A 7,661-nucleotide genomic window follows, 5' to 3' on the forward strand; every position below is an offset into this window, starting at 1 on the left:
ATATCATGATTCACAAGCTTTAATAATGTTTCAATTACCACTGGACGTACGCCAGAAAAACCCTTTAAAAGTGCATTGGCACGAAGAAGTACCATTGCTTTTGCTACATCCACAGGGAATGGTTCGCCGACACCGCATGCATGAGAACGGATCAAGTTCAACTGAAGGTCTTGAACATCGTTCTGATCGATGAACACATCACTAAATTTACCGAATCCAGTTGTAATCCCGTAGATCACTCTTCCTTCTGAAACGATTCGATCTACTGCTTCCCTGCTCTTTTTTACTGCTTCCATGCTTTTATCTGATGCTTGGACCTTTTGACCACCATATAATACTTCTTTCATTTCCTTTAACGTTAAACCTTGGCCAGTTAATGTAATCATTTATTATCTCTCCTCTACCACTTTAGTATAATAAAGAAAGAGGCTGGATTCCTTTTCACTTAGTTTAGGAGTCCAGCCTCTTTAATAATCATAATAGAATATTTAATTTTTATTATTGGATGTATAAACCGTCTCATTTGTCTCATTCTCCTTTTAAAAATATAAATATTCCTATTCCTATGATAATTATTTTATGTGAAGCAAGCCCTTACTGTCAATGAAATTTTCTGAATTTTAGCACGATAACACTTTAGCACAATAATAAATGAAAGATGGTAATGGTTCTAGACTGTACCTTTTTAATTTAAACACATTTGTTTTATGATACTTTTAGTAGATAATACTGTAGAAAACATGATACATTTAAAAAAAGCACATAATGAAAGGGGTTTATTATGTTCAATATTGGGCAGATGCAATTAAATAACTCCTTTACTTTAGTTGAGCCGCATACATCTTTGATACATATAAAAAACGAACTTTTAGAGCATGATTTTGTTTTTGTTTCCGGTGAAACCTACTACGGAATCTCAAATAGTGAATACAACCTTATAGCAATAGATGAGGATTCGCTTCCTGTAATCAACTGGATTGAAAAGGTAAATTGGCTCCCTTCTAAAGTTTCTACTATCAATGAACTTTCTACATCAACAACAGATTGGAGACGGCCAGTTCTTATTAAAGATAAAGATAAGGGAGATATTATCGGGGTTGTGACTGCTAACCAATGGTTTCAGCAACTTGAGGGGGAAAATAAGAAACTCTCTTCTTACTTTTATACATTGGCCGAAACAATTAATGATGCAGTCACAGCTGTAGATCAGGAAGGAACTGTTATTTGTTGGAATTCTGTAGCTGAGAGGACATATAAAATTAAGCGAGAGAATATCCTTGGGCAAAAGATTGGAGAACATTTTAAAGCGGAATCCCTTATATTACACCATATATTAAATGAGGGACGGACTGTTCGCGGCGCCTATCATCGCCCGAATAACGATACTCACGTACTGATAAATGCTTCTCCTATTATAAAGGATAATACCATTATTGGGGGTATTGCGATCGAGCGCGATATCACTGGATTCGTTCGATTAAACGAGGAACTTGACTCGTCGCTTCCTTCGCTAATTGATCAAGAAAAGCCTTTTGATTCAATCATTGGAGTTAGTTCAGAAATTCAACAAGCATTGCAAATTGCACAAAAAGTTGCCTCTGCTGATATTCCCGTTCTGTTAACCGGTGAACCTGGTACGGGAAAAGAGATGCTGGCCCATGCGATCCATTATGGCGGTTCAAAAAACACTGGACCTTTTGTAACTGTCAATTGTTCAACGATTCCTTCAGGCCTTTTAGAGGCTGAATTATTCGGATACCAGGAAGGAGTTTTTACATCCGATCGAAAGGTCGGACAAGCCGGAAAAATCGAACAAGCATGTAATGGAACTTTGTTTCTTGAAGAAGTTGACAAAATGCCATTAGATATTCAAGAAAAATTCCTAAATTACGTGGAACATCAATCCTTTTATCGAGTGGGTGGATCTGAATTAATTACAACAAACACAAGGATTATTGCTTCTACTTCTCAACCATTAGAGTCCATGGCAAAGGATGGGGAATTTAACGAAACCCTTTATTATCGTTTAACTGTAATTAACATTGATATCCCTCCTTTGCGTAAAAGAACAGAGGATATTATTAAACTTGTTCAACAATTTATACATGAATTTAGTTCTAAGTATAAGAAACCCATTCCAGAAATTACGCCTAAGGTAATGACCCTTTTGATGAACTATGATTGGCCAGGAAATATCCGCGAGCTCCGCAATGTCATTGAACGCTTTATTATTCTTAATGATGAAAATATAATTACACTTCATCATCTTCCCAAAAATATAGTTGACACTTATTCTGGAGATAACAGCAAGGTTCCAAGCCAAAACGAAACATCACTAAAGGAACATGCACCTATAAAAGAAGAGGCATTGATCATTGAGGAAGCTTTACGGAAAACTTATGGAAACAAGAGTGCAGCTGCCAAATTACTCGGTATCTCAAGGGGAACACTTTATAATAAGATTAAAGAGTATGAGCTTAACTAAGGTAAGGTTAAAAACAAGAGATATTCCCAATTCCATGGCCGATGTTCCCGCATCGGTCATTATTTGTTTTAGATGTCTTATAAGCGGAGAAATCCAAGCAAAAAAAAGACGCTTTCTGTATTCAGAAAAGCGCCAAAAACGGAACAAAGTATTTATTTCCTTTTTTTATTACCCACAGTCAATCTACCCATAAAAAATGCTCCTGCGGCTAAGCCAACCATTGTGTTGGTTTTTTTGTTAAATACTTGTTTAGCAACAAGATTTAAGTTTTGCGGTCTTTCAGCAAGACGGCGCATGAAATAACCGTACCAGTCTTTACCGAAAGGCACATAGGTACAGAAATTGAAGCCTTCATTTGCTAATTTTAGCTGAAGGTCTTTTCTAAAACCATAAAGCATTTGGAATTCAAATTTATCATTCGGAATATCATTCTTTTTAACAAATTGTTTCACATGGTTAATGATTTTATGGTCATGTGTCGCAATGGATGTGAATTTTCCATTTAATAAATGCCATTCAATTAGCTTAATAAAGTTTTTATCGATCTCTTTCTTATCCTGATAAGCATATTGTTCCGGTTCTTTATATGCACCTTTTACAATACGAAGACGATAATTTTTATATTTTTCAAGATTTTCTTGTGCATTAAAGAAATAGGCCTGAATGACCGTTCCAACATTATCATATTCCAATGATAATTCTTCTAAAATATCAAAAGAAGGCTGTAGATGTCCATAATCCTCCATATCAAAATTAACAAAAATGCCATAATTGCTAGCCTGATGAACGATTTCTTTAAGATTTTCCAAGCAGAAGTTGTAATCAATATCTAATCCTAATTGTGTTGGTTTTAAAGAGATATGTGCATCTACGTTATTCTTATGAATCGCTTCGATTACCTTTAAAATTTGGTCTCTAGCGGCGATCGCCTCTTCCTTTTTAAAGACAAACTCTCCCAAGTTATCGACCGTGCAAGAGATTCCATTTGCGTTAAGCTCTTTAATGCTTTTAATCGTTTCTTCAATATTTGTACCTGCAACAACACTTTGTGCCCCTAGTTTCAATCCATACTTTTTAGCCGCACTATTAAGAAATTGGTTTTGGGATAATCCTATAAAAATATCTTTTAACATCTCCATTACTCCTTCTTGTTGTTATATATTAGGGTATCACTTTCAACAAATTATACTTTTATTATTTGTTATTTTAGTAGGATTCAACTAAATAAGAATCATTAAAATAAACAATATTTGAAAGGATTTTATAACCTTGAATTTTCCCTAAAGCCTCATTTGCTTCTTTTTCAGTGTCAAACTCAAACATTTGAATATTGTTCTTTGAATAAGCAGTAATGATCCACATGGAATATTCCCTCCAGGTTAAATGACTCTAAGGGCTGAACCCTTCTTAAAGTGTTTCGCTCGTTGTTTTTGCCTGCATGTGAAGGATCAGATAATCAGGGCCTCCTGCCTTTGAGTCCGTTCCTGACATATTAAATCCGCCAAATGGCTGATAACCGACAATCGCTCCCGTACAGCCGCGATTGAAATAAAGATTTCCTACATGGAATTCACGTTTTGCCCGCTCAATATGTTCACGATTGTTCGTGATTAATGCACCAGTTAGGCCGTAATCAGTATTATTTGCAATTTCCATCATATGGTCGAAATCTCTCGCCTTGCAAATAGCGAGAACCGGTCCAAAGATTTCTTCCTGCATCAGACGTGCTTTTTCGTGCATATCTGCAATAACGGTTGGCTGAATAAAGTACCCTTTGGAGTCGTCCCCTTCTCCTCCTGTCATTAATCTGCCTTCTTCCTTACCAATTCCGATATATTTCATGATTTTGTTATAAGAAGACTGGCTGATCACAGGGCCCATATAGGAATTGACATCTTCCGGGTTTCCGACGGTTAGCGTGTTGGTTAATGCCACTGCCTTTTCCAGCACCTCATCATAAACATCCTGATGTACAACCGCTCGGGAGCCCGCTGAACACTTTTGTCCAGAGAATCCAAAAGCCGAATACACAATCGAAGAAGCTGCAAGATCCAAATCAGCATCTTTATCCACAACAACTGTATCTTTTCCACCCATTTCTGCAATCACACGCTTTAACCAAATTTGGTCTGGCTGTACTTTTGCAGCACGCTCATAAATTCTGCAGCCAACTTCACGAGAACCTGTAAACGAGATGAAGCGGGTTTTCGGGTGATCAATAAGGTAATCCCCCATTTCAGAACTATCTCCAGGAACAAAGTTCAGCACCCCTTGAGGCAAACCAGCTTCTTCCATGACCTCAACAAATTTTGCTGCGACAACAGGTGTATTAGCAGATGGTTTAAGAAGTACAGTGTTTCCTGCTACAATCGCTGCCGTCACTGTTCCTGCCATAATCGCTAATGGGAAGTTAAACGGTGAAATGATTATACCTACACCAAGTGGTATGTAATGAAACTTGTTAATTTCTCCGTCCCGGCTGTTAACTGGTACCCCATCTTTTAATTGCACCATCTGACGGGCATAGAATTCAAGAAAATCGATCGCTTCCGCTGTATCTGCATCCGCTTCTCTCCAAGGCTTCCCGGCTTCCTTAACAAGGTAGGCTGAAAATTCATGTTTACGACGGCGAAGGATTCCTGCTGCACGGAATAAGATGTTTGCCCGTTCTTCTGGATCATGGTTTTTCCATGTTTCAAACGTTGAAAGGGCGGCTTGCATTGCTTTTTCAGCCAACTCTTGATTCGCTTTTGAAACCGTTCCAATGACTTCTTCCTTATTACTTGGATTTACCGATATTGTTTTTTTATCCGTTCTAATACGTTCTCCTCCGATGACAAGCGGATACTCACCGCCTAATTGTGATTGGACGAACATCAATGCATCTTCAAACGCTTGCTTGTTTTCTTTTATTGTGAAATCCGTAAACGGTTCATGTTTATAGGGTGCAATCGTATTTTGATAATCTGTAATCATTTGATTCTCTCCCTTATTACAAGATTTTTAATATATTTAATATTCACATTTAACACAAATATATTATAAACACCTTTTTACACATTTGTATATTACTTTTTACGAAAATTGTATAAATTAATTTATTTTATACAATTATGTTTAAATCGAATTAGTTTTTTAAACATAATTGTATAAAATGAAAACTCTCCATCTAAATTCACACCATAAAATCACTTTTAAATTAAAAAAGTATTCGATTTTATAATTAAACGTTAACAAAAATGTATTGGATAATTTACAGATTGACAACCTTGGACAACAATGTATAAAATGTGTTCATATAAAAGACTATAAATTTATAATTCTCTGAAATATCCAATTGATTTATAGGGTATTTTAATTAGAATTTGGAAGGGTTTTCATTTGCCTTTTCTGCGATAAAGAAATTGAACACCTTTCAATTATTTTTGGATAATCGGTTAATTAAGGAGGATGATTAATGCATCATCAACAAACAGAGTTACAGAAAGGGTTAAAAATTCGGCATATTACAATGATTTCTCTGGGGGGAATTATTGGGGCTGGATTGTTTATTGGAAGTGGATCCTTAATTAATATGGCTGGACCAGCCTCCATCTTCTCCTATGCATTCGCAGGGCTGCTTGTGGTTTTGGTGATGCGGATGCTGGGAGAAATGTCCATAGTCAATCCATCAAGTGGTTCTTTTGCTACCTATGCCCGGGAAGCGCTTGGCCAATGGGCTGGCTACACAATTGGGTGGCTATACTGGTTCTTCTGGGTAATCGTCATTGCAGTTGAATCGATTGCAGGTGCAAATATTATCCAATACTGGTTTCCTTCTTTGCCTTCTTGGTCGCTTAGCCTTTTGCTTACCTTTTTATTAACGTTGACAAATATGTACTCTGTTAAATCGTTTGGTGAGTTTGAGTACTGGTTTTCTCTTATCAAAGTAGTGAGTATTGCTTTATTTTTGATTCTTGGCGGGGCTATTATATTCGGACTTATACCAGGGGTCGAATCCCCCGGAACTTCAAACCTTCTACATCGAGGCGGATTCTTACCGAATGGAATTAGTTCTATATTTTTGGGAATTACTCTTGTTATGTTTTCTTTTATGGGAAGTGAAATTGTCGCAACCGCTGCAGGAGAAACAAAAAATCCTGAAAAGGCTATTACTGTTGCAACAAACAGCGTTATTTATCGGATTCTCATTTTTTATCTGGGTTCAATTTTAGTGCTGGTTACGATTCTCCCATGGGATTCTCATACCCTGCTGAAAAATCCTTTTGTTTCCGTACTTGAGATTTTAAAAATACCTGCTGCAGCTCAAATCATGAATTTTATTGTGTTGACTGCTGTACTTTCCTGTTTGAATTCTGGTCTTTACTCGAGCTCGCGTATGTTGCTTACGATGGCACAAAACGGAGACGCACCCCGAATGTTTTTAAAGATCAACAAAAAGGGCGTACCGCTTCAAGCCATCTTGGGCTGTACCGCGATCTCCTATATTAGCGTAGGATTTAATTACCTTTCTCCTGATAAAATATTTCTTTTCTTAGTCAATGCTTCCGGAGGAGTTGCGCTTCTTGTTTATCTAGTAATCGCCTTCTCACACCTGCGTATGAGAAGAAAATATGAAAAAGAGAACCCTGAAGCACTGAAAATAAAAATGTGGTTATTTCCTTATTTGACATACGCTACTATTCTTGCAATCATTGTTCTTTTTATCGCGATGGCATTTATTGATTCACTACGTTCACAATTCTTTTTAACGACCCTCATCGCTCTAAGTGTAATCGGTTCTTTCTTTGTCAGCAAAAATAAAAAATCAATAGATTTATTACCAGAAGAACAAAATCAAATGTCTCTCCATTCGAAAGCGGAGTAGATGTTAAAAACAAGGGGGAAAATGTATGAACCATGAAACGTTACAATTGATCTCAATAGGGATTTACTTAGCTGGGATGCTGTTAATCGGTTGGTATGCCTATCGAAAAACCAGCAACTTGACAGATTATATGCTTGGCGGCCGTTCTTTAGGACCAGCAGTAACCGCTTTAAGTGCCGGCGCTGCAGATATGAGCGGCTGGTTACTAATGGGTCTGCCTGGCGGTATCTATGTTACCGGTCTTGCAAGCGCATGGATTGCTATCGGGCTAACCATTGGTGCTTACCTAAACTGGAAACTCGTTGCACC

The 7,661-nt window shown here is 37.2% G+C and carries 7 protein-coding genes; 3 read left to right on the forward strand and 4 right to left on the reverse strand.

Translation table 11 applies throughout. The annotated features are described in order from the left end of the window. Nucleotides 1–386, reverse strand: a 386-nt coding sequence (locus E2K98_RS29470) for an aromatic amino acid lyase (protein ID WP_165976293.1), incomplete at its 3' end; no start/stop codon positions are given. A gap of 395 nt (nucleotides 387–781) precedes the next feature. Here E2K98_RS29470 and E2K98_RS29475 point away from each other — a divergent pair. Then, the gene (locus E2K98_RS29475; protein WP_133340457.1) at nucleotides 782–2,485 is read left to right on the forward strand and encodes a sigma-54 interaction domain-containing protein; all 1,704 of its coding nucleotides are present in this window, start codon (nucleotides 782–784) and stop codon (nucleotides 2,483–2,485) included. A gap of 152 nt (nucleotides 2,486–2,637) precedes the next feature. Here E2K98_RS29475 and E2K98_RS29480 read toward each other — a convergent pair whose 3' ends face one another. The 3 genes from E2K98_RS29480 to pruA form a co-directional block, all read right to left on the reverse strand. Then, nucleotides 2,638–3,618 (reverse strand): proline dehydrogenase family protein, encoded by a 981-nt coding sequence (locus tag E2K98_RS29480; RefSeq protein WP_133340459.1) that lies wholly within the window; start codon nucleotides 3,616–3,618, stop codon nucleotides 2,638–2,640. 73 nt (nucleotides 3,619–3,691) lie between these two features. Next, complete coding sequence (locus tag E2K98_RS31360) at nucleotides 3,692–3,847, reverse strand: hypothetical protein (RefSeq protein ID WP_165976433.1); 156 nt, start codon at nucleotides 3,845–3,847, stop codon at nucleotides 3,692–3,694. Nucleotides 3,848–3,892: 45 nt separating this feature from the next. Next, entirely contained in the window at nucleotides 3,893–5,461 is a 1,569-nt protein-coding gene (gene pruA, locus E2K98_RS29485) for an L-glutamate gamma-semialdehyde dehydrogenase (protein WP_133340461.1), read from the reverse strand. Between the two features lie 481 nt (nucleotides 5,462–5,942). Between pruA and E2K98_RS29490 the strand changes: the two genes are divergently transcribed. After that, nucleotides 5,943–7,352 (forward strand): amino acid permease, encoded by a 1,410-nt coding sequence (locus E2K98_RS29490; RefSeq protein ID WP_133340463.1) that lies wholly within the window; start codon nucleotides 5,943–5,945, stop codon nucleotides 7,350–7,352. Between the two features lie 76 nt (nucleotides 7,353–7,428). Continuing rightward, the coding region (locus tag E2K98_RS29495) for a sodium:solute symporter family transporter (RefSeq protein WP_407921240.1) at nucleotides 7,429–7,661 on the forward strand (233 nt) is incomplete at its 3' end.

It is taken from the genome of Bacillus salipaludis (genome assembly GCF_004358205.1).